Annotated in this window: 18 protein-coding genes; 8 read left to right on the top strand and 10 right to left on the bottom strand. The window is 61.5% G+C overall.

From position 1 onward, the window contains the following. Window positions 1-23: 23 nt before the first annotated feature. The 8 genes from WMN78_RS11590 to dnaA form a co-directional block, all read right to left on the bottom strand. A complete protein-coding gene (locus tag WMN78_RS11590; RefSeq protein ID WP_340533867.1) occupies window positions 24-677 on the bottom strand; it encodes a DUF3566 domain-containing protein in 654 nt (217 codons plus the stop codon). Next, window positions 674-3,382, bottom strand: a complete 2,709-nt coding sequence (gene gyrA / locus WMN78_RS11585; protein ID WP_340533866.1) for a DNA gyrase subunit A — start codon at window positions 3,380-3,382, stop codon at window positions 674-676. Before gyrA ends, WMN78_RS11590 begins: the two co-directional genes overlap by 4 nt. Before the next feature lie 64 nt (window positions 3,383-3,446). Continuing rightward, window positions 3,447-5,537 (bottom strand): DNA topoisomerase (ATP-hydrolyzing) subunit B, encoded by a 2,091-nt coding sequence (gene gyrB, locus WMN78_RS11580; protein ID WP_340533865.1) that lies wholly within the window; start codon window positions 5,535-5,537, stop codon window positions 3,447-3,449. 412 nt (window positions 5,538-5,949) lie between these two features. Further along, window positions 5,950-6,507, bottom strand: coding sequence for a DUF721 domain-containing protein (locus WMN78_RS11575; RefSeq protein ID WP_340533864.1), 558 nt, complete (start codon window positions 6,505-6,507; stop codon window positions 5,950-5,952). Next, a complete protein-coding gene (recF, locus tag WMN78_RS11570; protein ID WP_340533863.1) occupies window positions 6,504-7,709 on the bottom strand; it encodes a DNA replication/repair protein RecF in 1,206 nt (401 codons plus the stop codon). The genes WMN78_RS11575 and recF overlap by 4 nt, the downstream gene beginning before the upstream one ends. 36 nt (window positions 7,710-7,745) lie before the next feature. Next, window positions 7,746-8,630: a phosphogluconate dehydrogenase (NAD(+)-dependent, decarboxylating) gene (gnd, locus tag WMN78_RS11565; protein ID WP_340533862.1), complete on the bottom strand. Its 885-nt coding sequence runs from the start codon at window positions 8,628-8,630 to the stop codon at window positions 7,746-7,748. A gap of 105 nt (window positions 8,631-8,735) precedes the next feature. Further along, a complete protein-coding gene (gene dnaN / locus WMN78_RS11560; RefSeq protein WP_305942923.1) occupies window positions 8,736-9,860 on the bottom strand; it encodes a DNA polymerase III subunit beta in 1,125 nt (374 codons plus the stop codon). A 536-nt stretch (window positions 9,861-10,396) separates the two neighbouring features. Then, window positions 10,397-11,818 carry a chromosomal replication initiator protein DnaA gene (gene dnaA / locus WMN78_RS11555; RefSeq protein ID WP_043479795.1) on the bottom strand — a complete coding sequence of 474 codons (1,422 nt, stop codon included), beginning with the start codon at window positions 11,816-11,818 and terminating at the stop codon, window positions 10,397-10,399. Between the two features lie 466 nt (window positions 11,819-12,284). Between dnaA and rpmH the strand changes: the two genes are divergently transcribed. The 8 genes from rpmH to WMN78_RS11515 all read left to right on the top strand — a co-directional run bounded on the left by rpmH (window position 12,285) and on the right by WMN78_RS11515 (window position 17,895). Then, complete coding sequence (gene rpmH / locus WMN78_RS11550; RefSeq protein ID WP_003800212.1) at window positions 12,285-12,422, top strand: 50S ribosomal protein L34; 138 nt, start codon at window positions 12,285-12,287, stop codon at window positions 12,420-12,422. Between the two features lie 42 nt (window positions 12,423-12,464). Then, entirely contained in the window at window positions 12,465-12,875 is a 411-nt protein-coding gene (gene rnpA / locus WMN78_RS11545; RefSeq protein WP_340533861.1) for a ribonuclease P protein component, read from the top strand. Next, entirely contained in the window at window positions 12,868-13,263 is a 396-nt protein-coding gene (gene yidD, locus WMN78_RS11540; protein WP_340533860.1) for a membrane protein insertion efficiency factor YidD, read from the top strand. The genes rnpA and yidD overlap by 8 nt, the downstream gene beginning before the upstream one ends. A gap of 16 nt (window positions 13,264-13,279) precedes the next feature. Continuing rightward, entirely contained in the window at window positions 13,280-14,254 is a 975-nt protein-coding gene (yidC, locus tag WMN78_RS11535) for a membrane protein insertase YidC (protein WP_317781493.1), read from the top strand. Further along, on the top strand, window positions 14,254-14,820 hold the full coding sequence (locus WMN78_RS11530) for a protein jag (RefSeq protein WP_340533859.1): 567 nt from the start codon (window positions 14,254-14,256) through the stop codon (window positions 14,818-14,820). The genes yidC and WMN78_RS11530 overlap by 1 nt, the downstream gene beginning before the upstream one ends. 19 nt (window positions 14,821-14,839) lie before the next feature. Next, the gene (rsmG, locus tag WMN78_RS11525; protein WP_340533858.1) at window positions 14,840-15,490 is read left to right on the top strand and encodes a 16S rRNA (guanine(527)-N(7))-methyltransferase RsmG; all 651 of its coding nucleotides are present in this window, start codon (window positions 14,840-14,842) and stop codon (window positions 15,488-15,490) included. Between the two features lie 87 nt (window positions 15,491-15,577). Continuing rightward, window positions 15,578-16,645 carry a ParA family protein gene (locus WMN78_RS11520; RefSeq protein WP_340533857.1) on the top strand — a complete coding sequence of 356 codons (1,068 nt, stop codon included), beginning with the start codon at window positions 15,578-15,580 and terminating at the stop codon, window positions 16,643-16,645. 65 nt (window positions 16,646-16,710) lie between these two features. Next, window positions 16,711-17,895 (top strand): ParB/RepB/Spo0J family partition protein, encoded by a 1,185-nt coding sequence (locus WMN78_RS11515; RefSeq protein WP_340533856.1) that lies wholly within the window; start codon window positions 16,711-16,713, stop codon window positions 17,893-17,895. A gap of 6,317 nt (window positions 17,896-24,212) precedes the next feature. On the opposite strand, the gene trxA is transcribed toward WMN78_RS11515, so the two are convergent. Together trxA and trxB are read right to left on the bottom strand one after the other, a co-directional pair. Then, window positions 24,213-24,539 carry a thioredoxin gene (gene trxA, locus WMN78_RS11510; protein ID WP_137324561.1) on the bottom strand — a complete coding sequence of 109 codons (327 nt, stop codon included), beginning with the start codon at window positions 24,537-24,539 and terminating at the stop codon, window positions 24,213-24,215. A 36-nt stretch (window positions 24,540-24,575) separates the two neighbouring features. Beyond that, window positions 24,576-25,532 (bottom strand): thioredoxin-disulfide reductase, encoded by a 957-nt coding sequence (gene trxB, locus WMN78_RS11505; protein ID WP_340533855.1) that lies wholly within the window; start codon window positions 25,530-25,532, stop codon window positions 24,576-24,578. Window positions 25,533-25,721 lie beyond the last annotated feature (189 nt).

Raw genomic sequence — 25,721 nt, 5'->3', positions numbered from 1 at the left:
TAATTCCGGCAAAATTCCGCGGACTAGTCGTCCGTCAGGGTCACGCCGATGCCGCCCACCAGGGTGGCAGAGATGTTGTACAGCACCGCCGAGAGCATCGACAGGGCGGTCAGGAGCACCACGTTGACGACGGCGATGATGACCGCAAAGGAAGCCACCTGCCCCAGGGAAGCAACCTTCTTCAGCTCGAATCCGCCGCCTTCGGAGCCTGCAAGCGTGCCGAGCAGGCTGTCCACCTGGTCGAAGATGCCGGTCAGATCCAGGACGGTCCAGAGGACGATCGCCGCAACGACCGTAACGATGCCGAGGGCAACGGACAGCAGGAAAGCCATCTTCAGCACGGACCAGGGGTCCACCTTGCTGACCAGGAGCCGGGCACGGCGTACTTTCGCCTTCGGTGCCGGCTTCACCAGGCCAGGGGTACCCTGGCCTGCCGGACCAGGCCGCTGTCCCGGAACTCCGGGACGCTGGCCCTGGGGCGCCTGGCCGGGCACACCGGGACGCTGCCCCTGCGCCGGACGCTGGCCGGGGACCGTCGGGCGCTGCGCCGGGGCACCCGGCGTCGAAGGCCGCTGCTGCGGACGTACGGGGGCGTTCACGCGCGGAGCGGACGCCGGCTGCCTGATCCCGCCGGGAGTGTTGCTGTTCGGCTTGGGATATGAGTCGGAATTACTCACTCGTTACCTCCGGTATTTTCTTCGTCCAGCTCAACGTCGTCCGATGACTCGTCGGATTCCACGGCCGGTGCTGAATCTGCCTCTGCGGACCCGCTATCTGGTCCGGCACCTTCAGCCAACGTTACGTCATCCCCGGCCGCAGCCGGGCTTTCGGCCGGGTTTTCCGGGTCGGTGGCTTCGGCCTCCTCGCCTTCAAGTCCGCGTTCACTGTTCCGCGCCACTTCGATGATGCGGTCGTTCTTGTCCGGCTTGGCGAAGATGACGCCCATGGTGTCACGGCCCTTGGCAGGCACTCCGGCCACCGAGGAACGGACCACCTTGCCGCCTTCCATGACCACCAGGACTTCGTCCTCTTCCTGGACGATGAGGGCACCCACAAGGTGACCGCGCTCTTCCTGGTACTTTCCAACCTTGATGCCGAGGCCGCCTCGGCCCTGGAGTCGGTACTCCTCCACCGCGGTGCGTTTGGCGTAACCGCCCTCGGTGACGATGAAGACGAACGAGCCGTCCTTGACGACGTCGGCCGCCAGCAGTTCATCGTCCTCGCGGAACTTCATGCCCGTCACGCCGGAGGTGGCACGGCCCATGGGGCGCAGCGCATCGTCCGTGGCCGTGAAGCGGATGGACTGCCCCATCCGTGAAACCAGCATCAGGTCATCGGTTTCCGAGACCAGCTGGGCGGAGACGAGTTCGTCGCCGTCGCGCAGGTTGATGGCAATGACGCCGGCGGAGCGGTTGGTGTCGTAGTCCTCCAGGCGGGTCTTCTTGACCAAGCCCCGCTTGGTGGCCAGCACCAGGTAGGGGGCGTGCTGGTAGTCGCGGAGGTCCAGTACCTGGGCGATGTGCTCGTCCGGCTGGAAGGCCAGCAGGTTGGCCACGTGCTGGCCCTTGGCGTCGCGCCCTGCTTCCACGAGCTCGTAGGCCTTGGCACGGTAGACGCGCCCCAGGTTGGTGAAGAACAACAGCCAGTGATGCGTTGTGGTGACGAAGAAGTGTTCCACGACGTCGTCCCCGCGCAACTGGGCACCTTTAATGCCCTTGCCGCCGCGCTGCTGTGAGCGGTAGTTGTCACTGCGCGTGCGCTTGACGTAACCGCCGCGGGTAATCGTGACCACCATCTCCTCTTCGGGGATCAGGTCCTCCATGGACATGTCGCCGTCGAAGCCCATCAGGATCTTGGTGCGGCGGTCATCCCCGTGCTTCGCCACGATTTCGGAAAGCTCGGTGCTGATGATCTCCCGCTGGCGCTCTTCAGAGGCCAGGATCGAGTTGTACTCCGCGATCAGGGCCTCGAGTTCGGCATGGCGGTCCTGGATCTTCTGGCGTTCCAGGGCGGCAAGCCGGCGCAGCTGCATATCCAGGATGGCCCGGGCCTGCAGCTCGTCGATGTCCAGCAGCTGCATCAGGCCGTCCCGGGCGGCCTCCGTGGTGTTGGACGCACGGATGAGGGCAATGACTTCATCCAGGGCATCCAGTGCCTTCAGCAGCGCACGCAGGATGTGGGCTTCTTCTTCCGCCTTGCGCAGACGGTAACGGGTCCGGCGTGCAATGACATCCATCTGGTGCGTGACCCAGTGGCGGATGAAGGCATCCAGGCTGAGCGTCCGCGGCACACCGTCAACGATCGCCAGCATGTTTGCCGCGAAGTTGTCCTGCAGCTGGGTGTGCTTGTAGAGGTTGTTGAGCACCACCTTGGCCACGGCATCGCGCTTGAGCACGATCACCAGGCGCTGTCCCGTACGGCCTGACGTCTCATCGCGAAGGTCGGCTATGCCGGAGATCTTGCCGTCCTTGACGAGTTCGGCGATCTTGATGGCCAGGTTGTCCGGGTTGGCCTGGTACGGCAGTTCGGTGACCACCAGGCAGGTGCGTCCCTGGAGTTCCTCCACATTGACCACGGCACGCATGGTGATGGAGCCGCGTCCGGTCCGGTAGGCGTCCTCGATGCCCTTGTGGCCCAGGATGGTTGCCCCGGTGGGAAAATCCGGTCCCTTGATGCGGAGCAGGAGTTCTTCCAGCAGCTCTTCGCGGCTGGCCGTCGGGTTGGCCAGGTACCACTGCACGCCGTCCGCAACCTCGCGGAGGTTGTGCGGCGGGATGTTGGTGGCCATGCCGACGGCGATGCCCGAGGAGCCGTTGACCAGCAGGTTGGGGAAGCGCGCCGGCAGGATGGTGGGTTCCTGGTTCTTGCCGTCGTAGTTGTCCTGGAAATCGACGGTTTCCTCGTCGATGTCACGGACCATCTCCATGGCGAGCGGGGCCATCTTGGTTTCGGTGTACCGCGGTGCTGCTGCGCCGTCATTGCCGGGTGAACCAAAATTGCCCTGCCCGAGCGCCAGCGGGTAGCGCATGGTCCAGTCCTGGATCAGGCGCACCAGGGCATCGTAGATGGCTGTGTCGCCGTGCGGGTGGTACTGGCCCATGACCTCGCCCACCACGCGGGCGCACTTGTTGAAGGAGCGGTCCGGACGGTAGCCGCCGTCGAACATGGCGTAGAGAACGCGGCGGTGCACGGGCTTGAGTCCGTCACGGACGTCCGGCAGCGCGCGGCCGACAATGACGGCCATGGCGTAGTCGAGGTAGGAGCGCTGCATTTCCGTCTGCAGGTCCACCTGCTCCACGCGGTCGACCAGCACGTCGCCTTCCAGGACGGGCTCGACGGGACCGGCAGAGTCGCCGGGAACCTCGGGTGTTTCGTCACTCATAGTCTATATTTTCCGTTTCAGGTATATGTCGATCCAAGAATATTTATGGCGCTTACCAGCGTCGTTAGATATCCAGGAACCTGACATCCTTGGCGTTCTGCTGAATGAAGTTTCGGCGGGACTCAACGTCCTCGCCCATCAGCACGGTGAAGATCTGGTCCGCAGCGAGGGCATCATCCATGGTCACCTGGAGGAGCGTCCGGTGGTCCGGGTCCATGGTGGTGTCCCACAGTTCCGTGTAGTCCATCTCGCCAAGGCCCTTGTAGCGCTGGATGCCGTTGTCCTTCGGAATCCGGCGTCCGGCGGCCTGGCCTGCCACCAGCCGTGCGTCGCGTTCACGGTCGCTGTACACGTAATCGTGCGGGGCGTTGGACCATTTGATGCGGTACAGCGGCGGCTGCGCCAGGTACACGTAGCCGTTTTCAATCAGCGGGCGCATGTAGCGGAACAGGAGGGTCATCAGGAGCGTGGTGATGTGCTGGCCGTCGACGTCGGCATCGGCCATGAGGACGATCTTGTGGTAGCGCAGCTTCGCGAGGTCGAAGTCCTCGCCGATGCCTGTACCAAACGCGGTGATCATGGACTGGACCTCGTTGTTGCCGAGGGCCTTGTCCAGCCGTGCGCGCTCAACGTTCAGGATCTTGCCGCGCAGCGGGAGGATTGCCTGGGTCTCCGGGTTGCGGCCGCGCTTTGCCGAGCCGCCGGCGGAGTCACCCTCCACGATGTAGACCTCGCATTTTTCCGGGTCCTTGGAAGAGCAGTCCGAAAGCTTACCCGGCATACCGAAGGACTCCAGGGGGCTCTTGCGGCGGGCGTTGTCGCGGGCCTTGCGGGCGGCCATTCGGGCCTGTGCTGCGGAAATCGCCTTGCGGATGACGTCGCGTGCCGGCCCGGGATTGCGCTCCAGCCAGTCGCCCAGGCCGTCGGTGACCACGCGCTGGACGAAGCCCTTGACCTCGGAGTTGCCGAGTTTGGTCTTGGTCTGGCCTTCAAACTGCGGTTCCGCCAGTTTCACGGAAATAACGGCGGTGAGGCCTTCGCGGATGTCATCACCGGTGAGGTTGTCGTCCTTTTCCTTGATGATGTTCTTCTCGCGCGCATAGCGGTTGATGAGGGACGTCATCGCGGCGCGGAAGCCCTCTTCGTGGGTGCCGCCCTCGTGGGTGTTGATGGTGTTGGCATAGGTGTGGACGCTCTCGGAATACGCGTTGGTCCACTGCATCGCCATTTCCAGGGCGATCTTTCGTTCCTTGTCCTCGGTTTCGAAGGCGATGACGTCCTCGTGGACAACGTCGACCTTCTTGCCGGAGTTAAGGTGCTTCACGTAGTCCAGAAGGCCGTCGTCGTACTGGTACACAACCGTCCGGAATTCGGCGGCGACTTCACCGTCGGTGGGAACGGCGTCGAGATCCAGATCCTCGTCTTCCGAGTTCTCCTGGGCAACGCGGCGTTCGTCCGTCAGCGTGATGCGCAGGCCCTTGTTGAGGAACGCCATCTGCTGGAAGCGGGCGCGAAGCGTCTCGAAATCGAAATCCGTGCTCTCGAAGATGCTTGCGTCCGGGTAGAAGGTCTGGGTGGTGCCCGTCTGGTCTGTCTCTTCACCCTGGACCAGGCTGCCCTGGGGCTTGCCGCCGTCGGCGAAGGACATCCGCCAGACGTGGCCCTGGCGCCGGACTTCGGTATCCACCCGGCTGGAGAGGGCATTAACCACCGAAATACCCACGCCGTGCAGGCCGCCGGAGACGGCATATCCGCCGCCGCCGAACTTTCCGCCGGCGTGCAGGATGGTCATGACAACCTCAACCGTGGGCTTGTGCTCGGTGGGGTGCATGTCCACCGGGATGCCGCGGCCGTCGTCAACCACTTTGACGCCGCCGTCGGCTTGGAGCACAATCTCGATGTGGGTGCAGTACCCCGCGAGGGCTTCGTCTACGGAGTTGTCCACCACTTCATACACCAGGTGGTGGAGTCCGCGCGGTCCCGTGGAACCGATGTACATGCCGGGACGTTTCCGAACAGCTTCAAGTCCTTCAAGGACGGTGATGTCGCTCGCACCGTATTCCTTGCGTTCGGCTGCCTTCGCCGGCGCGTCAGTTGTACGGGCATCCTCAGCTGCGGGTTCCACTGCCGGGATATCTGCATTGTCGTTAGCCACAGGCGCTTTCGACTCCTCTGTATTCGTATGGCCGGCCGTCACCGTCTCCGATAGAAGGGGCTCCTGCCAACAGGCACGTCACTGATAACGCCGATTACTTGGTTGACTGGCGGAACCGCACCCCGGCCGCAGGAAAAGCGCCGGAAAACGGACTCAGTCAACGTTTCACCGGCGCCCAGTTATCTACCACGATTCTACCGTGCGGGAGAGCGTAATCCCGCATTCCAGGGCCGCAAACGCGCGGGAAGATGGCGCTGGCTGGCCATTGGCTCCGCCTGCAAGGCTCCAGGGGTCCCATCTCTGGGTTCCTATACGGCCAAGGGGCGTTAGAGCGCCCTACACGCCGTTTGGCCATTTTTCAAGAGTCGCGGGGAGCGGCGGCGGGCATCGTGCCCGCCGCCATCGGCATGAACTATCCGTACGTGTCCCGGGGACCGCGGCCGTTGACCGTTCGGCCGCCCTTCCGCCAGCTCGGCGCCGCCGGTCCCAGGACCTGGATCTTGGTAACAACACCGTCTCCCAGTTCCGTGCGGAACTTCTCCAGCAGGCTGAAGCTCAGGAGGCGCAGCTGGGTGGCCCACGCCGTGGAATCACATCGCACGTGCAGGGTGGTGTCGGTGAAACTCTCCGGCGTGCAGTGCGCCGAAATCTCCGGACCCACAAGAGTGCTCCACTCCGCCATTACGGACCCGACCGCAACCGGGGAGGTCCAGCCCCGTTCGGCCACAAGCCGTCCCACCACCTTGCCAAGGCCCAGCGGGTCGCGGCCCGTGCCGTGGAACTGGGTGAAACCACGCGTTCCGGCGGCGCTGCGTCCTGGCTTTTTCGCTCCGCCTGCGGGCGGCGGGTACTTCCGGCGGATTTCACCGCGGGCAGCGGCCGCCTCGCGCATCCGGTTGAGCGCTGCCTGTGGCGCATCGATGTCGTCAGGATCGCGGCCCGGCTGCAGGCCGCCAGCATCTTTATTCATCGGGATTCCGACTCATCGATTCCTCCGGGGACCACCTTCACCCGCCGCCCGGCCAATTCTTCCGGAATGTCGGCATCGACGGCAGCAGTCACCAGCACCTGTTCGGCGCCGGATACTATTGCCGCCAGTTTACGCCGGCGCTGGACGTCGAGCTCAGCGAACACATCGTCAAGGATCAGGATCGGAGCGGAGCCGCCGGTGCGTTCGTCGTCGAGCATCACATAGTAGGACGCCAGGCGCAGGGAAAGGCACATGGACCACGTTTCGCCGTGGGATGCGTACCCCTTTGCGGGCGCCTCGCCGAGGATGAGTTCGACGTCGTCGCGGTGCGGACCAACGAGGGAAACGCCCCTTTCCAGCTCCTTGCGGCGGGACGCCGCAAGAGCCTGAACGTAGCGTTCGGCCAGTTCGTCAACGGTCAGTGACCGGAGGTCCTCTACGCGTTCGACGGCGGCGGGTTCCGCAGCGTAAGCCGCGCCGGCGCCGTCGTCGTCCATCATGCCCTGGAGCGTTGACCGGTAAATCGCGTCCGCCTCCTTGGACCCGTCGGTCAGCTGGGCGTAGGCGGCCTTCAGGTGGGGACGGATCGTTTCCACCAATTCCAGCCGCGCGTGCAGCAGTTCCGCACCGGCCCGGGCCATGTGTTGGTCCCACACATCGAGGGTGGCCTCGTGCCCGGAGGTGAACTTCCCGGCCCGGCCGGATTTGAGGAGGGCATTGCGTTGTTTGAGGACACGGTCATAGTCAGTCCGGGTGGCGGAGTGGCGCGGTACGAGGCTGACCAGCAATTCGTCCAGGAAACGCCGGCGGCTGGAAGGATCTCCCTTCACCAGTGCGAGGTCCTCCGGAGCGAAAAGCACTGTCTGGCAGATGCCGAGGATATCCCGGGCACGGACGGGGTTGCTGCGGTTGATGCGTCCGCGGTTGGCGCGGTTCCCGTTGATTTCCAGTTCCAGCACGGTGGACTGCTCGCCGCGGACCAGCTTGGCCCTGATCAGCGCGCGCTCGGTGCCGAAACGCAACAGCGGGGCATCCGAACTGACCCGGTGCGAGCTGAGGGTGGCCAGATACCCGATGGCCTCCATGAGGTTGGTCTTGCCGATCCCGTTGTACCCCACCAGGACCGTCACCCCTGGTTCGAAGGTGAGGTCCACCTGGGCATAACTGCGAAAATCGGTCAGCGAAAGCTTTTCTAGGTACACGCCGTCTTCAGGATTCCCGGACTGCTCGGACTGCCGTTACTTGGCCGGACGGGTGGCATGCCCGCCGAACTGGTGTCGCAGTGCGGACACCATCTTCATGGCCGGGGAATTGTCCTCGCGGGAGGAGAAGCGCGCAAACAACGCCGCAGTGATGGCCGGTGCCGGAACCGCATTGGCGATTGCCTCTTCAACGGTCCAGCGGCCTTCCCCGGAATCCTCGACGTAGTCGTCGATGGAAGCCAGGCCCGGATCCTCATCCAGCGCCTTGACCATGAGGTCCAGCAGCCAGGAACGCACAACCGTACCCTTCTGCCAGGCCCGGAAAGTCCCAGGCAGGTCGGTGACGATGTCCTTCGCCGCCAGCAGTTCGTAGCCCTCGGCGTACGCCTGCATGAGTCCGTACTCGATGCCGTTGTGCACCATCTTGGCGTAGTGTCCCGCGCCGACTCCGCCAACGTGGACAAAGCTGTCCGCCCGGTCGCCTTCGGGACGCAGCGCATCAAACGCGGGCATCGCCCGTTCGATGTCGGCGGCGTCGCCGCCGGCCATTAGCCCGTAACCGTTCTGCAGGCCCCATACACCACCTGATACGCCGCAGTCGGCGAAGCGGATGCCCTTCTCGGCCAGCGCGGCGCCGTGCTTCTGGTCCTCGGTGAAGCGGGAGTTTCCGCCGTCGATCACCAGGTCCCCGGCGTCGAGCTTGGAACCCAGCTCCGTGATCACGGCATCGGTGATTTCACCGGCCGGAACCATGACCCAGATGACACGGGGAGCGGGAACGGCGGCGATGAGGTCGTCCACCGTGGCGACGTCGGTGACCTCAGGGTTGCGGTCGAAACCGGTGACCTCGACACCACCCTTGCGGAGCCTCTCGCGCATGTTGAAACCCATTTTTCCAAGGCCGATTAATCCGATGTGCACGGGAGGATCTCTTTTCTGCGCTGGTGTGGTGGAGGGCTGCGATGGTGTACCGAAATGGGTCGGGTTAGATGTCGCTGAGGGGCCCATTACGACATCAACTGCTGCCTAGTTGGGCAGGCGCACCGGCATGACAAGGTATCGGTAGTCGTCCTGGTCTTCACCGTCGGCGTCAGCCTGGGCGGTGATCATGGCCGGCTTGGGCGCGGTGGTGAAGGAGAACCGGACAAACTTGGTTTCAATCACGCTCAGGCCTTCGATGAGGTAGTGCGGGTTGAAAGCGACCGTGATCTCATCGCCGGTCAGCTGTGCTTCCAGTTCCTCCGAAGCCTGGGCGTCTTCACCGGTGCCTGCGTCGAGGTGGAGCTGGCCTTCGGTGAATGCCAGCCGGACCGGGGTGTTGCGCTCGGCAACGAGGGAAACGCGCCGGACGGCCTCGACCAGTTCCTGGGTCTGCACAGTGGCGTGGATCGGGGTGGCATCCGGGAACAGCGAACGGATTTTCGGGTAGTCGCCATCCACCAGCAGGGAGGTGGTGGTGCGTCCGCCGCTTTCGAAGCCGATCAGCCGGCTGTCGTCATCTGCCAGTGCGAGGTTGATGTCGCCGCTGTTGCCCAGTGTTTTCGCAACTTCGTTGAGGGTTTTGGCTTTGACCAGGGCGCTGGTGGAGATGCCCGGCGTGACGGGCTTCCAGGGTACTTCGCGCATGGCCAGCCGGTAGCGGTCGGTGGCCAGCAGGGTGATGAGGTCGTCCTCGATTTCCATCCGGACACCGGTCAGGATCGGCAGGGTGTCGTCCTTGCTCGCAGCGATGATCACCTGGGAAACGGCCTGGGCGAAGGAATCACCCGGGACTGTTCCGCTGATGGTGGGCAGCGCCGGCAGCGGAGGGTATTCGGCTTCGGGCATGGTGGCCAGGTGGAAGCTGCTGCGGCGGCAGGTGAGGGTGACTTTGTTGCCGTCGGTTTCGACATCGACGGGAGCTGACGGCAGGCTGCGGCAGATGTCTGCGAGCAGGCGTCCGGAAACCAGGATGGTTCCCTCAACGCTGATGTCAGCCGGGATCTCCAGGCGGGCCGAGGTTTCATAGTCAAAACTCGAGAGGCTCACAGTGCCGGCCTCGGCCTTGAGGAGGAGCCCGGAAAGCACCGGAACCGGCGGCCGCGGAGACAACGACCGGGCGGTCCATGTGACGGCTTCTGCCAGGACGTCCCGTTCGACTCTGAACTTCACGGAAGGGTGCCGCCTTTCATTGCTGCTGCCATTTTCTGAACGGGAACTCCCGCAGGGAGTTCACAAAACCTTGCCCCCGGACACCGGAACCTGCATGGTCCGCGCTTGCTGAACCACAGACAGACCCAAGGATGGGAGCGCTGCTGACAGCTTAGCCGGAAGATTGAGGTTTTCCCCATCCCCGGCAGGGACGCTGGCCCTTTCGGGCCGAGGCCCCGAGGCTGTGTGTGCCAGGGAACGAGATTGTTGTTTGAGGGAATTTCAATTTTTTGGGATTAGTAGTGTTAATAACTGCTGTGGAAACTGTGGATAACCCTGTTTCACGGCACGATCCCGCGGTTAAGCCCTGTTCATCCGTTGTGGGCGAAGCAGGTTTTAAACAGGGTGTGGATGGGGACAACTTTTTTGGCCGATTCGCTGATCCACAGATGCCTTAAGGGTTTTAAGCCCATTAACCGCGGTTGTCCCCTTAACTATCCACAGGCTTATCCACATGCGCCTGTTAATAAGGTAAGGAGGCGGGCCGGAAGCCGGGCTTAGGAATCCCTTTGCTGCTGCTTGATGCGGTTGGTCAGCTCCGTAACCTGGTTGTAGATCACACGGCGCTCGGCCATCAGCTCACGGATCTTGCGGTCTGCGTGGATCACTGTGGTGTGGTCCCGGCCGCCGAGCTCCTGCCCGATCTTGGGAAGCGACATGTCCGTCAGCTCGCGGCACAGGTACATGGCGATCTGTCGCGCGGTCACCAGGGTGCGGGTCCGCGACTTGCTGCAGAGTTCCTCCATGCTGAGCTTGAAGTAGTCGGCCGTCTGGGTCAGGATCTGCGCCGACGTGATCTCCTGTGCTCCGTCGTCCGTGATCAGGTCCTTGAGCACCATTTCAGCGAGTGCAACGTCCACCGGCTGGCGGTTCAGGCTGGCGAAGGCGGTGACGCGGATCAGGGCGCCTTCAAGTTCGCGGATGTTGCTGGAGATCTTGGACGCGATGTATTCCAAAGCGTCGTCCGGTGCGGAGAGGCCCTCGCTGAGGGCCTTCTTGCGGAGGATCGCGATCCGGGTTTCCAGTTCCGGCGGCTGGATGTCGGTGAGCAGGCCCCATTCGAAGCGCGACTTCATTCGGTCTTCGAATCCTGCGAGCAGCTTGGGCGGCTGGTCGGAGGTGATGACAACCTGCTTGTTGTTGTTGTGGAGCGCGTTGAAGGTGTGGAAGAACTCCTCCAGCGTGCGGTCCTTGCCAGCCAGGAACTGGATGTCATCGATCAGCAGGACGTCCACGTTCCGGTAGGTGGTCTTGAAGCTGGTGCCCTCATCGTCGCGGATGGAGTTGATGAAGTCGTTGGTGAATTCCTCGGAGTTCACGTAGCGGACCCGGATGCCGCTGTAGAGCCGGCGGGCGTAGTGACCGATCGCATGCAGCAGGTGCGTCTTGCCCAGCCCGGAATCACCGTAGATGAACAGCGGGTTGTAGGCCTTTGCCGGCGCCTCGGCAACGGCGACGGCGGCGGCGTGGGCGAACCGGTTCGAGGAACCGATCACGAACGTGTCGAAAACGTACTTCGGGTTCAGCCGGCCAAATTCGTGGGACGTGCTCGGCAGCATGGGCTGCGGCTTCTGTTCCACGGTGGGGTCAGTGGCCAGGGAAAGTTCGACGGCGGGCTCCGGCTCCGTGTGCAGGGGCACCAGATCTGTGTCGACGTCGATGGCGCACCGGATGTCGTCGGAGAAAACGTTGTGCAGGGCGTCGTCAAGGGCTTCCTTGACCTGGGTCTGCAGCACTTCGCGGGTGAGTTCGTTGGGCACTGCCACCAGAAGCGTGGAGCCAATCAGGCCCTGCGCCTGGGCGAGGATTACGAAGCCGCGCTGCCGGGGTGAAACCCGGTGGTCCTGCTCCAGAAGGCTCACAACCCGCCGCCAGGAACTTCCGACAGTATTCGCGTGGTTGGCTTCGTCTACTGTCATCAATCAGTTCCTCAAACTTGCTTGCCTGCATTACCTGCAGCCACAAGCTAAACCAGGCGGGCTGGTTCGGGCTTAATCCACAGGGTTATGCACAGAGCGTGGATAATCGGCTACTGAGCCACTCTAGGGGATGAAAAGCCTAGAAGATAGCTGGGTTGAGCCTTGTGGATAATTACACCATTGTGGTTCTAAAACGGGGTCTGTGAGCCACTTCATCCACAGGCTGTGGGCAGCGGTTAACCACAGCCGGTGCAGGATGGTGAGGACCACCCCGGTTTGACGAGGGGACGCTTTTTGGCCTAACGTTGTGAAGTCCTTTGTGTCCGCTTTTCGACCTCATTTGAATCTCTCTGACGTTCTGCGTCCTACGAGCCGAGGGCAGCGTGCATATACAAAACTTAGCGTCGGCCAGTTCTTCCCCTTTTTGATCGGGTGGGCGCACCTTTGATCCACTGGAGTAACTAACGTGAGCAAGCGGACTTTTCAGCCGAATAACCGCCGTCGAGCCAAGAAGCACGGCTTCCGCCTTCGTATGCGTACCCGTGCCGGTCGTGCCATCCTGGCAGCCCGTCGTGGCAAGGGCCGCACCGAGCTGTCGGCCTAAATACACTGACTCGTCGGTCAACACCCCTTTGAGAGTTTGACGGTGCTAGCCACCAGGAACCGTCTGAGGACTTCAACCGATTTTTCAACAACTGTACGTTCCGGCGTCCGCAATGGACGCCGGAACGTAGTGTTATATACGGTAGCTATTGCTGCGGACGAACCAAGCCGGATCGGATTCATCGTTTCCAAGAGTGTCGGGAACGCTGTTGTCAGGAACCTCGTTAAGAGGAGACTGAGGGAAGCCGGTGCTTTGTCGTTGCAGGAATACGGTACCGGGTTCGCCATTGTGGTCCGGGCACTGCCTGCGGCCTCGTCTGCCAGCTGGAACCAACTGCTGGCGGACTACAACGCCGCTCTGGAAACGACCATGAAACGGCTCGGCGGCCGCCTTCCTCGGGCCGCGTCAGCGGTTTCACGGCAAACAACACAGGAAGGGACACCGCGTGCGTAACTCCATTGCCGCCGTCGTCCGTTCCTTCACACCGGCAGCGGTTCTGGTGGGCAAGACCCTCTGGAACCTGCCCCGCAACTTTCTCATTCTGCTGCTGATGGCCTACCGCAAGGTGATTTCGCCCTTGTACGGCCAGGTATGCCGTTTCTTTCCTTCGTGCTCGGCCTACGCCCTCGAAGCGATCACGGTGCATGGCGCCGTTAAAGGAAGCTGGCTGGCAGCCCGGCGCCTGGCGCGCTGCCATCCTTGGAACGCCGGCGGCGTGGACCACGTCCCCGCCGGCCACCGCCACTGGCCTGAACACCAGACCCCCACAATTGTTGTACTGAACAACCCGGACAAGTACCTGGCTGCGCAGTCTGATGGAGAAGGCCGCACTGCGGCCTAACGAATAGGGATAACGTATGGACTTCTTTGAAACAATCATGTTTCCGTTCAAGTGGCTTGTTTCCATCATCATGGTGGGCTTCCACGAGGGCCTGAGCAGCATCGGCCTGCCGGAGGCTTCCGGCTGGACGTGGACCCTGTCCATCATCGGGCTGGTGCTGGTGATCCGTGCCGCCCTGATTCCCGTGTTCGTCAAGCAGATCAAGGCCCAGCGCGGCATGCAGCTGCTGCAGCCGGACCTGAAGAAGCTCCAGGACAAGTACAAGGGCAAGACCGACCAGCTTTCCCGCCAGGCCATGGCGCAGGAACAGATGGCCATGTACAAGAAGCACGGCACCAACCCGTTCTCTGCCTGCCTGCCCATGCTGATCCAGATGCCGTTCTTCTTCGCACTGTTCACCGTGCTCTCCGGCATCAGCACGGCCCGTGACAAGGGCCTCGGTATCGGGGCGATGAGCCACGACCAGGTAGTTCAGTTTGATGAGTCCACCATCTTCGGGGCCACGCTGTCCGCATCGCTGCTGCATGGTGGCGAGGGCAACCTGACTTCTGTCTGGATCTTGTCCATCGTGATGATCCTTGCCATGACGGCTTCGCAGTTCATCACGCAGAAGCAGATCATGGCCAAGAACATGTCCGAAGAGGCCATGGCCAGCCCGTTCATGCGCCAGCAGAAAATGATGCTCTACATCCTGCCGATCGTCTTTGGCGTGGGCGGCATCAACTTCCCCATCGGTGTCCTCATCTACTGGACCACCACCAACCTCTGGACCATGGCACAGCAGTTCTTCGTCATCCGCCGCATGCCGACGCCGGGATCCCCCGCCGCCAAGGCCCTCGCCGAGCGCCGCGCCGCCAAGGGCCTTCCGGCCCTGCCCATCCTGGGAGGCAAGAAGGCCGACGTCGAGGCTGAAGCCGCCGCTGCTGCCGCGGTCGCCGAGGCCAAGGGCCAGCGCATCCAGCCACAACGTAAGAACAGGAAGAAGAAGTAATGTCTGTCGATAGCACCGAAAACGCCGTTTCCGCCGAGTCCGTTGAAGACCAGGATGACGCCCGGGATGAGACCCCGGATGCGGGCAAGGGTTCTTCCGCGAGCCGGCTGGAAGAAGAAGGCGACGTCGCGGCAGATTACCTTGAGGAATTGCTGGACATTGCCGACATCGACGGCGACATCGACATTGAGGTCCGCAACGGACGGACCTACATTTCCATCGTGACTGAGGAAGAGTCCGCGGGACTTGAAAGCCTGGTTGGCCAGGACGGCGAGGTGCTGGAGGCCCTGCAGGAGCTGACCCGGCTCTCGGTCCTTTCCGCCACGGAGAACCGTTCCCGTCTGGTGTTGGACATCAACGGGTACCGCCAGGAGCGCGCGGGCCACCTGCAGAAGATTGCAGAGGACGCTGTCGCCTCCGTGAAGGAGTCCGGCAACGCTGTGGCACTGGAACCGATGAGCGCTTATGAGCGGAAGATCGTCCACGATGCCGTGGCCGACCTCGGCTTCGTCAGCGAATCTGAAGGCGAAGGTGCCGGGAGGCACATCGTTGTCTCCGCAGACTGAAGACGCCGGGACGCAGACAATGGTTGACATTACTCCCGCCGAACTAAAGGCCGCCGAGGCGATCTTCGGCGATCGCCTGGACCTGGCCAAGCGCTATGTGGAGCACCTGGCTACGTCGGGGACTGAGAGGGGCCTGATCGGCCCCCGCGAAATACCGCGACTTTGGAGCCGTCATGTGCTGAATTGCGCTGTGATCGAGCGGGAAATTGCCCCGGGCAGCCACGTCGCGGATGTGGGGAGCGGCGCCGGATTGCCGGGGCTGTGCCTGGCAATCGCGCGTCCCGATCTTGAACTGACCCTGATCGAACCCCTGGAACGCAGGGTGATCTGGCTCCAGGAGGTCGTGGACGACCTCGGACTGAGCAACGTGACGGTGATGCGAACCCGCGCTGAACTTGCCGTGGGAATGGTGAATGCCGACGTCGTCACCGCCCGTGCGGTTTCCGCGTTGTCCAACCTGGCCGGACTGACCATCCCCCTGCTCGCGGGGAAGGGTGAAGTTGTGGCGATCAAGGGCCGCAGCGCCGGTGAAGAAATAGAGAAGGCTGCCAAGGCCATCCGCAAGCTTGGCGGTGTTCAGACGTCTGTGGTGGTAGTCGGCGAGGATCTCCTCGAGGAACCCACCACTGTGGTTCGAATCATCGTTAATAAGACGCAAAAGATTGCGTAGCCTCTGGCCCGGTGCCACAGGACTTTTGGGGGAAGCAGTTAGGCTAGTGAACGGCAGAACAAGCCGAATGAGAGTGAGTGTGTCACAGTGACCAGTAGCGAAGCCTCCACACAGCGGATACCCCCGTTTGTGTCCCTGGGGTCCGCGCGGGCCATGGTTGCGCCCTCAATCGCGCCGACCGACTCGTGGAATCACCTGAATTCGGTTACGAACCGCTCCAAGTCGTCTGCAGTTTCACGTGAAACGTCCGATTCGGTCAGCGGGAACATCATGGACTCCATTGATGACTCGAGCCCCATCGCCCGCGAACTGGCGCACGAAAACAAACGCCGCGAACGGCTGCTCGGCCGGCAGCTTCCGAAACCGGAGAAGACCCGCGTCTTCACGGTCTCGAACCAGAAGGGCGGGGTTGGCAAGACAACCACCACGGTCAACATTGCAGCCGCTCTCGCCGCTGCCGGACTGAATGTCCTGGTCATAGACATTGATCCCCAGGGCAACGCGTCCACCGCTCTGGGCATTGAACACCATGCGGACGTCGACAGCATCTATGACGTCCTGATCAACGATGTCCCCCTGAAGGACGTTGTGGCCCCGTGCCCGGATATCGACAACCTGATTTGTGCGCCTGCCACCATCCACTTGGCCGGCGCTGAAATTGAGCTTGTCTCCCTCGTGGCCAGGGAACAGCGGCTGCGGCGTGCGATTGACGTTTATGCCAAGGAACGCCAGAAGGCCGGCGAGGCCCGGCTGGATTACATCTTCATTGACTGCCCGCCAAGCCTCGGGCTTTTGACCGTGAACGCTTTCTGCGCCGCCAGCGAGGTCCTGATTCCCATCCAGTGCGAGTACTACGCGCTGGAAGGACTCAGCCAGTTGTTGAAGAACATCGAGATGATTCAGAAGCACCTCAACGCGGACCTGGTTGTGTCCACCATCCTTCTCACCATGTACGACGGCCGGACGAACCTGGCAGCGCAGGTGGCTGCCGAGGTCCGTCAGCACTTCCCGGACCAGGTCCTCGGTGCCGTAGTGCCGCGCTCCGTGAGGATCTCCGAGGCACCCAGTTACCAGCAGACTGTGATGACCTACGACCCGTCCTCCAGCGGTGCACTCTCCTATTTGGAAGCCGCAGCGGAAATCGCTGAACGTTAGAATTTTCAACAATTGCACTAGCCAGAGCCGGGTCTTCCGGGCTCTTCCATTGGAGGGATTTATCCATGAGCGATAAGCGACGCGGCCTTGGTCGCGGTCTTGGCGCACTCATTCCAAGTTCCGCTCCGGCTAACGCTTCCGGCAATGGTGCTGCGCCCTCACGACCAGTGGACCTGTTTTTTCCGGAAGCCCGGAAGACGCCTACTACTGCTGCAGCGATTCTCATCGAAGAGGATACGGCGAGCTCTGCTTCCCCTGCCGCAAAGAAATCGACGGCCGGCATGGCATCGCCTGAGCCGAAGACTACAGCCCGGAAAACTGCAGCCAAGCCGGACGAGGACAAGCAAGCTGACAGTGATGAGCTTGGAGCAGATGGGACTGGTTCAACAGCTTCCACTGATGTCACTGACGCCGGACCGGAACTGGTAGAAGTTCCAGGAGTCAGGTTCGCCGAAATTCCGGTCGGTGACATTCATCCGAACCGCAAACAGCCCCGCTCCGTCTTCGATGAGGACGACATGGCGGAGCTGATCCACTCCGTCCGCGAAATAGGCGTCCTCCAGCCAATTGTGGTCCGCACTTCAACCGAAGAAGGTGGCGAACCGTTTGAGCTCGTCATGGGTGAACGCCGCTGGCGTGCAGTGCAGGCTGCGGGGCTGGAAACTATCCCCGCAATTGTCCGGGACACCACTGACGATGACCTGCTTCGGGACGCGCTGCTCGAAAACCTCCACCGCAGTCAGCTGAATCCTCTTGAAGAGGCCGCGGCCTACCAGCAGCTGCTGGAAGACTTCGGTACAACGCATGAGCAGCTTGCCGACCGCATCGGCCGTTCCCGCCCGCAGGTATCGAATACGCTGCGACTACTTAAGCTCCCGCCGTTGGTGCAGCGCCGGGTGGCTGCGAGCGTTCTGTCTGCAGGCCACGCCCGCGCGCTTCTTGCCCTTCCCGATGCAGCAGCGATGGAACGCCTGGCACAGAAGATCGTTGCCGAGGGAATGTCGGTTCGTGCAACTGAGGAAGCCGTAACCCTGTACCAGAGTCCGGGTGCGCCGGCCAAGAACAATGTTCCCCGTCCGGGGGCCCGCCATGAACGACTGGACTACTTGGCGTCGTCCTTGTCGGATCGGTTGGATACCAACGTGAAGATCTCCCTCGGTGCCCGGAAGGGGCGGGTGAGCATTGAGTTCGCCAGCGTTGAGGATTTGAACCGGATCATGGATGTGCTCACCCCTGGTGCCGAGAACTAAACTCTTTCCGAGATCCGAGCGGGCCTGTTTCACGTGAAACAGGCCCTTTCGTTTGCCCCCGGTAAATCGTTGACCCTCGGTCTGGTTGGATCAGGATTTGTGGCCTGGTTGACCTGAGTCCATGGCACTTTTTGGCGGACTTGGGGCTTGGGGTTGGGATAGGACCTAGTTCGGGCTCGCTCCCTGACCATGGTGTTCCTCCTGCAGCCTGTTGCAGCCTGCGCCCACGGGCAGGCATCAGGAGCGTTCCAGGTGCTTTGAGACCCCGTGTGGGGGCCTTTGGCGCCTAGTAGTGGGCCACGGCTCATAGCGGACCATGGATCCTCCTAGTGCCTCCACTGTGGCGCCCAGACTTCAGAGCGTCGCGAATTTGCCTCCATCGGCCGCACTGCAACCGGCTGGCGGCAGAATCGCGCCCCGCTGACCGCACGTGGACCCCGTGGACCCTGCGGATGTGCCAGACGCTTGGTAGTTGTGGCCTGAGGTTATGAACAGCGTTAGGGCCCGCGGAAATGTGAGTTCAACGTGCATTCGTCAGCGGTGTGCCAGCGTCCGTGTTCACGGGCGGTCTGCCACGTTCCGCGCAGGAACAGAGCCCATCCTGACGTGGTGATGCCGCATAAGTTCAGGAGGCGTTTCTCCGGTGATCAAAGTCGATGCATTTGCCCCCCTGGACTTTGTCGAAGGGATATGTGTTGGCTTGTGGTCAGTGAGGCGCACTTTCGGCACCTTGTAGGGGTTATCGGCGTCTTCCGCAGGCCAAGCCGACCTCGGAGAAACTCCACGGGGACTTTCCCATTTGGAAGGAAACGGAGCCTATCCTGAGTCCCCTGTCTCCAACGGCGGATTGTCATGTTTCACGTGAAACCGAACCAGCCGCATCCAGTTGCAGCAACTGGGTGCTTCAACAGCGCGGGACCGCAGACCGCTGGGGACCTATGGATTCTAGAGCCAATTTAAATTCTTGAGCCAAACTATCTACATCCGCGTTGACGGCGGCTCAAATATCGCAGGCTGCAACGATGACGGGAACGACGCCAACGCAGTCTTCGGGTGTGAGGAATTGGCGCGACGGGCGGCGCGGCCGCTGGAGATCGGAATTGGGGTTTGAGTGATCTCGGGTTACGCACGCGCCAACATTCGGCAGTTCCGCACGCAGGTGCTCCCCCTGCTTCGGGATCCGTGTGGATCCGGATATCCATGGCCACACGTTGCACCTGGATGTGTTCCTCCAGGCCGGCTGAGTCGCGGACTCCAAGGTGGGCAGTGGTCTTCTTGGCTAAATTCGTACCAACTGCTGTGTGTCAGGCCGAGGTTGCCGGATCATATCGGAAGGCTGCATCCTGCCCATATAGGTGGTTCTAGAGAGACCGCTCTCGCCGAGTCGTCCCACGATCCCCGCCGTCACACATCAGGAGCGATACAGATCCGACTGCCCACCACTTTGCGTCTTCAAACAAGGGGCCGGTGGATGTTTCACGTGAAACGGTAGGACACGGCGGTGGGTGATGCTAGATCTCCGAGTGTCTCACTGAGGATGAAGATTAGATCAGCTTGGGCGACGGGTGGACGTGCAGTGGCCGGTTTCGGGCATCAGCCATATAGGGCTCGTCAGCAAGCGACATTCGAATACCTGTCTGATGGTCGTGCACTCGCTGGTCTTCTCGAGCGGATGGCATGCCGGTCAGTAATTCCTGGTGCTGATCTGGACATACCTCGCACGGGAGCTGTAACGAACGGCGGCGAGTACATGGACCCGTACCTTCGCCCGCATGGGGCCGTAGTGCGACCGGCGAATGACCCATCTGGATGCCAACACCGGACATGAGGAGTGGCTGGAGAGTCTGCAAGCCATTGATACGCCGTGGACTGCATATGGCTGGCCCGTGTCGTCCGCACCTCCGTAGGCCGTCAGGGCTCCCCCGCGGGTAGGCGCTGACGTACGCGGACGTTGACAGCATCTTGCCTGGTGCCCGCTGGTTGTATCTGGGATCGCTGCGGTTTCCGGGTAGCGAGTACAGGACCTGTCGTGATGATCTATTGGCGGCCGGCCCACCTGGCGCGACCAAGTGTCGAATCGGAAGTGTCGATCCGAACCTCGGGAATTTGATGCTTGCTGGGATCAATGAACGCTAAGCCTGTCCGAGGAGCGACTGCTCGTAGTTCCGGCCCTGGAACTTCAAAAAGATTGCAGGCCTGGACACAGACCCGGCGAGGTGTGGACGGGACATGGGGCTATCCAAGAGCCACCTTGCAGCACATGTCGACGGTTCGATCGCTATGCCGTACTTTGGAATCCCCTTTCTGGCAGCGGTAGATCAAACCAGGATTAGTCGCCACCCTGGAGCTTCGTTAACGCCCGTCAGGGGTCGGTGCCACGGTTCGGTCGTTGTGGAAGAGTCTTCCCTCGATCTGCGCTAGTTATCCTTGCCCTGCGCTAGGTGACTTGTGTAGTTTGTTCGGCGGTGCATAAGTCGGTGCATAAGCCGGTGGATATCGCTGTGGATAACTTTGTGGATAGAGCGCCACTCCGGTCGCGGCTGCGGCGGGGTTCGGCGACCCAGCTTTAATAGCCGCGATGCCCCGGCATGTCATATGCCGCCGTTGTTTCACGTGAAACATCACCGCGGGTTGCGTGGAACTCGAGATTACGTGCAAAACACGAGAATCCATCCCAATTTGCCTTCTTCTGTGCCCATTTGATCTTGGATTTCGGGGTGACTTAGTTCGCTTCACTCTGAGTGCACTCCGTGACTCCCGTCACTTTCGAAAGTGGAAGAATTGCGCTGGGGAGCATGGTGCGAATCACAACCAGGCGCTGCGGATTGTGGTTGTGGATAAGCTTGTGGATATCCTGTGTGGAAAGGTCCACGGCAACTGGGGAAAACTTGCTTGTAGGAGTGCTACAGGCCGGCGGCAAATCCTCCTTCGGAGCTGCGGAAGTCTTCCCCCGGTGCTTCAAATGCGTGGCCCATGTGACTCGTAGTGTGACCCGTAGCAGTGCCGCGAACTCCACCGCAGATCCGAGGACGGCCATTTGTGGGACAGATGAGATCGGATCAAGGTCCATTGCCTCAGCGACCGTGCCCCCAACCTGCCGACCTTCGTTTGGTCATTTGCGTACAAAGCGGTGGGTCAATTCCCTGGCTTACTACTCGAATCATCGTGGGTGAAAGACCGTACGCACTGTCTTGTGTTCCGGGCTGATCGATGAGAGAACGGCCTCCGGGTGGCTGTCGTTATCGACTCTGCAGGAAGAGTGGGTACCAGGGCGCCTTGCAGCGAAGCCGAATGGGTCCCGCGACGATAGGCCGAGGTCGGCCCCGCCAAGCAGATATTACGGTCCTCGCACGAGATGGAATGTCACTGCTTGGCACGGTCACTGTTTTCGCTGAGGTGCCCTCGCTGACAAGGCGGTCACACCCTCGCATCAGGCGTGGCCCACATTGGTCCCGCCAGCTACACCAACGGTTTCCCGTGGGTCGGCGGGGCTGCGTGAGTCAATAGTGAAGGTGCAATTCAGCGGGTCGGAGTAGGCAGTCGACGGTCAGCTCAGAGGTCCTTAGTTGTGGGCAGATCGGACGACGATCTGCAGGGGTCGCTCCCCCGGAGATGAAGGGTACGACCTCAGCCGCATGCAACCTTGCCCCAGCAATGGCCTGGACCGGCCTCCTGCGTGCCCAGTGCTGCGATTCAGAGACAGGGCCATTCGTCGCGTCCAGGGACAGCGCAGGCCAACCTCAGGGTCGTTCGGAGTCGGATGGCTGCCGCCGCCTAATGGTTCCCAAGCTTGTCGAGGCATTCGGACGGCGCGGTGCATAGACAATCCCCACACTGCCGAGCTCGTCCATTCTTGCGGCAACGCGATTATTTGCGCTTGGAGACCCATCGGATCACAATGCCTGATCCAAGAGCGAGCCGCTTTACCGGCCTGGTAGCTGCTGTGTGCTCTTGGATTCGTACCTTTAGGGTGGGTTGGGATGCGAATGAATGGGCATTCCGGCCGTCCGGTGATACGCCTTCTTTGTAGGGCGGGCGGTAAGCGTGGCCTTCTACGGCCAAAGGGATTCACAGCTTCTCCGGGTGAAGCCAGGGGGGTCGGAGTCAGCTGCTGTGGTTTAGTGTGATAAGTCAGTGACAGCTACCAAATACTTTTCCAGCGACGCTTGCCGACGACGCCTGCTGGGCCTTGGCCGCCGCGCGCTGCACCGCCACATGACAGTGAAAACCGGATCGGTTACCAAGACCCATCAGCTGTCTGGGTTTCACGTGAAACATAGTCGGACCCATCCACCCCGCTCACCCCCGATTATCCGAGGCCGCTCCGGATAGCTTGGAGGCCGTTCTCTCGAGTGCTGGATGAGCTCCGCGAGCATAGTCATTACCAGAGGAGTCCCAATGCCTAACGCCCACCCGCCGACGTTGAGGTCCGAGAAGTGGGCATGAATTGCTGAGCGGCAAGCCTTGGGCGCCCTGCCCTGGCGTTGCAAATTTCAGAGTCTGTCCGTTCGAATCGGTCCTGGCTGCTACCGCGCTGCAGTGTTGCCGCCTTCTTTCCGCAGCATTTGCCAGCATCCATGGTTCCAGGGGGCGAGGGGGAAAAAGTTGGGCTTCGCTGTTCTCCCGGGCGATCGATAGCCAAGCGTTGACCCGTCACCCCTCACAATGGCCTGCGTTCAGATCGACTCATTGCCCTGTGGCGCGGGGAAAACAGAATACGGGTGGCTCAACTCCCCAGGACTCTGGATGTTTCACGTGAAACGTCCGCGAGGGCTTCCATGGACGGTCAGATTCCCTTGTCATTCCGGTGCAAGGGCAGGCGCTGTGCTCCTCCTGGTCGTGCAGACAACTCTCGGCATCCATACCTACGTCCGGGAGCGCCAGTTGAGTCTAGGGACCTATCCCGGGAGTAGGTACGAACGGACATGTCATTCCGGATCCTAGGCCGTGGCGAAGGCTTGTAGTCGCCTATTGTTAGCGGATCTGGTGACCAGAAGGTGCTACTAGGGACGCCGAGCCTATCCACTGTACAGACTCGGCGGTCGGCCAGACCCTGCCTCGCCAGAGTCGCCACAGGACGCATCAGGGGATTTCAGCTTTGTGACCAATTCCGCCATTTGTCGGCATTTTTTCGTAGTCTCGCACATGTCTGGACCTGACTCCACATCAAATACAACGGAGTTGGCAATTTCGGCCGAGTTTCGGTGGAGTAATCGGTGCTTGTAGTGACTGACGCAGACATCAATGTGAGGACATTGCTAGATGTGGTCAAACTGAGCGAACCTGCAAGGCTTGGATCTGTACCAAAAAGACAATCGATGGGTCGGTCGCCAGCCCCGCACTGTGGCGTCATTTCAGTGTGCTTGGTTCAGGTAGAGCGAAAAGACGCGACTTGGTTTCACGTGAAACATCCGCCACCACGCCGGATGTTCAACTGGGCAATGCGCTGCCACCGCTCGGTTTACACATACGTGGTCTGACGGTCATCTCGGAGCGTCTTGCCGAGAGACCGCCCCTGCGTGAATGAGGTGGGCTGTCGAGCCTCGCGCCGGAGCCACCGCCCCCGTGCTAGCGGGATGTTTCACGTGAAACATCCGCCCGCGCCCGGGATGTCCAAGAGGAAGATGCCTTCACATCATTGAGTACACATTTTGTGATCTGACCCGGTTGCCGTGCAAAGTCCTGCTGGAATACGACTGTAGCTGAACGGCGGAGACCCTCATCACTCGCGCGGGGATCACACGCGCCTGGGCGTCGCCCTCACAGTGTCGCGATGTTTCACGTGAAACAGTCCACGCGAAACAGCCTGGCTCTGCGAGCCACCGCTACCCTCCGCGAGCCAAATGGCCGCCCTTCGGCAGGAGACTCAATTGATCCAGTGCTGCCACGACAATCGGAGCATCGCCCGTGACGGCCTAGTCGCCACATTCCGATCGTCGCTCATTCGGCGCCGCGGGAACTTCCAGATCAGCCAGAAGGCATCCTCGCCGGAAGGCCACCCGTGCCACGTCCGGTGGTAAAGGCGCAGCCCCGCGACTCCGGGGTAAGGGATAAAGGCTAGCGACACCGTGGAGTGGTCCTGAAGAAAAGGAACAGTCGAAACAACCCGTCAGCGTTGACCAGCAGCCGCAGCCGCGCCGAAAGAGATCTCGCCTGCAGCAGGACCCCTCTTCCCCGCCCCATTTTGTCTACCCGGTTGAGAACGGCCCACAACTCCGCGCCGCCTCGCCGACGACACTGAGGCCGGAAAACAAAAAAGCGGTGGCCATCACCGTGGTATTGGTGATGGCCACCGCTAATGGCGGACGGTCAACGAACTACGACAGGACGTCTGCAAATTCCTTCTCGAAGAACTGCTTGGGCTTGGCGCCGATGACGGTGCTCTTCACTTCGCCGCCCTGGAACAGGTAGACGGCGGGAATGGAAGTGATGCCGTACTCTGCTGCGATCGCCGGATTGTCATCAACGTTTACCTTGACAACATTAACCTTCTCACTGTACTCGACCGAAATCTCGTCCAGGATGGGGCCCAGTTTGCGGCAGGGACCGCACCATTCAGCCCAGAAGTCCACGATGACCGGCTTGTCGGCCGAGAGTACGTCCGTGCTGAAACTTGCGTCCGTTACGTCTTTTGCGTTGCTCATTACCTTGTTGTTTCCCTTCGGATCAATGGTGCGCTGTTAGGCGTGGAAGTCTGCGAGATAGTGCTCGACGTCGATGGCTGCAACGCAGCCCGAGCCGGAGGCAGTGATGGCCTGGCGGTACGTGGGGTCCACAACGTCGCCGGCGGCGAACACACCCTGCACGCTCGTCCTGGAACTGCGGCCTTCAACTGCGATGGTGCCCTCGGGGGTGATTTCCAGCGTGTCTTTGACGAGGTCGGTGCGGGGATCATTTCCGATGGCAACGAAGACGCCGGTCACAGCCAGTTCGGATTCGGTGCCGTCCACCAGGTTCTTCAACTTCAGGCCGGTGACCTTGTCTCCCCCGAGTACATCTTCAACGCCAGTGTTCCACACGAAGTTGATCTTCTCGTGGGCCTGGGCGCGGTCGGCCATGATCTTGGAAGCCCTCAAGGTGTCGCGGCGGTGAACCACCGTGACGGACTTGGCGAACTTCGTGAGGAACAGTGCTTCCTCCATGGCGGAGTCGCCGCCGCCGATGACTGCGATGTCCTGGTCCTTGAAAAAGAAACCATCGCAGGTTGCACACCAGCTAACGCCATGGCCTGAAAGTCGCTTCTCGTTCGGGAGCCCCAGCTCGCGGTACGCCGATCCGGTGGACAGGATAATAGCGCGGGCCTGGAACGTCTCCCCCGTCGCGATGGTGACCGTCTTGATGTCGCCGTCGAGCTTCAGGGCAGTGACGTCCTCGAACTGGATCTCCGTGCCGAACCGGGCGGCCTGCTTTTCGAAGTTCTCCATAAGGTCAGGACCCATGATGCCCTCGGGGAACCCGGGATAGTTCTCCACATCGGTGGTGTTCATCAGTTCGCCGCCGGCAGTGACGGAACCGGCAAGCAGCAGCGGCTTCAGGTTGGCTCGGGCCGTATAGACTGCGGCCGTGTAGCCTGCAGGGCCGGAGCCGACGATGATGACATCACGTACCTGGGACGCGGTGTTTTCTGCGGTGCTCACTGTACGGTGAACCTCTTCCTTAGTCGATGCGCCTGCTTTTGCTGGCCGGCCACATGGCACAACCCATTGTTGAACCTGAATATTCCGGGCAAGGAGGTAGACCAGCAAGGCGCCACCACTCAGGGTACCGCCTTGCAGGACTGGAGACGCCGTATTACCGGGCCCCGCGTGAACCGCAGGGCACGTGTC

The organism is Arthrobacter oryzae (assembly GCF_037911235.1).
Lineage (GTDB): Bacteria > Actinomycetota > Actinomycetes > Actinomycetales > Micrococcaceae > Arthrobacter > Arthrobacter oryzae_E.
This window is presented reverse-complemented; position numbering and strand designations above follow the sequence as displayed.